This is a genomic window from Bradyrhizobium forestalis (assembly GCF_002795245.1).
Taxonomy (GTDB): Bacteria; Pseudomonadota; Alphaproteobacteria; order Rhizobiales; family Xanthobacteraceae; genus Bradyrhizobium; species Bradyrhizobium forestalis.
Genome location: NZ_PGVG01000108.1, coordinates 1 through 1,423, shown reverse-complemented (window position 1 = coordinate 1,423; position 1,423 = coordinate 1). Strand labels below are relative to the sequence as shown.

Genomic DNA, 1,423 nt, shown 5'->3' with positions numbered 1-1,423 from the left:
GATCGTGTCCCCGGAGGTGGTGTAGCTCGGTAGAGCAAAGCCGCCCGGACGCGCGCCCCCAATAGCGCCGTAGCGGGCGGGCGGCTTTGCGGTGGTCACCGGCAGTTCGCCGGTAGGGTCGGGTTGCTGACACCAACCTGATTCGAGGAACCACCGATGACCGATGAGATGATGAACCTCCGCACGCTCGTGGAGAAGACCCCTGATGCCGATCTATTGCGCGAGATGATCGGCTTTGCCGCCCAGCGCCTGATGGAGCTAGAAGTCGAAGGCCAGACCGGCGCGGCCTATGGCGAGAAGAACCCCGAGCGTCTGGCGCAGCGCAACGGCTACCGCGACCGGACCTGGGAGACCCGCGCCGGCACGGTCGAGCTTCGTATCCCCAAGCTGCGCAAGGGCTCATACTTTCCGGGCTTCCTGGAGCCGCGCCGCATGGCCGAGAAGGCGCTCACCGCCGTGGTGCAGGAAGCCTATGTGCAGGGCGTCTCGACCCGCTCGGTCGACGACCTGGTGCAGGCCATGGGGATGAGCGGCATCTCCAAGAGCCAGGTCTCGCGGCTGTGCGCGGAGATCGACGACAAGGTGAAGGCGTTCCTCGCCCGGCCGATCGAGGGCGATTGGCCGTATCTGTGGATCGACGCCACCTACGTGAAGGTGCGCCAGAACGGGCGCATCGTGTCGGTCGCGGTGATCGTCGCCGTCGGCGTCAACAGCGATGGCCGGCGTGAGGTTCTCGGCATGGATATCGGCCCCTCCGAGGCCGAGACGTTCTGGACGGCATTCCTGCGCAAGCTTGCGCGACGCGGCCTGCGCGGCGTCAAGCTGGTCGTCTCCGACGCCCATGAGGGTATCAAGGCCACCGTCGCCAAGGTGCTCAACGCCTCTTGGCAGCGTTGCCGCGTGCACTTCATGCGCAACGCACTGGCCCATGCCGGCAAGAGCGGCCGGCGCGTCGTCTCCGCCTTCATCGCCACCGCGTTTGCCCAGGATGATGCCGAGGCCGCTCGATCGCAATGGCGGAAGGTCGCCGACCAACTCCGCCCCAAGCTGCCCAAGCTCGCCGGCTTCCTCGACGAGGCCGAGACCGATGTGCTGGCCTACATGACGTTCCCGACCCCGCACAGGACCAAGCTGCACTCGACCAACCCGATCGAGCGCCTCAACGGCGAGATCAAGCGGCGCACCGAGGTCGTCGGCATCTTCCCCAATGAGGACGCCATTGTCCGTCTCATCGGCGCGATCCTGCTCGAACAGAACGATGAATGGGCCGTCCAGCGCGCCCGCTACATGACGCTGGAAACCATCGCGCCGTTGAGCGATGATCCAACCGTCAGCCTCCCGGCTATTGCCAGCTGACCAGTCCGGCTCTTGCCGGCGAACGCGGTGTCCCACCGCCAGTTACACCACGCTCAGGGACACGATC

Annotated in this window: 1 protein-coding gene; it reads left to right on the top strand. The window is 66.1% G+C overall.

What is annotated here, in order from left to right:
- The first annotated feature begins 156 nt into the window (after nt 1–156).
- On the top strand, nt 157–1,356 hold the full coding sequence (locus CVM73_RS38675) for an IS256 family transposase (RefSeq protein WP_100236932.1): 1,200 nt from the start codon (nt 157–159) through the stop codon (nt 1,354–1,356).
- The last annotated feature ends 67 nt before the right edge of the window (nt 1,357–1,423 follow it).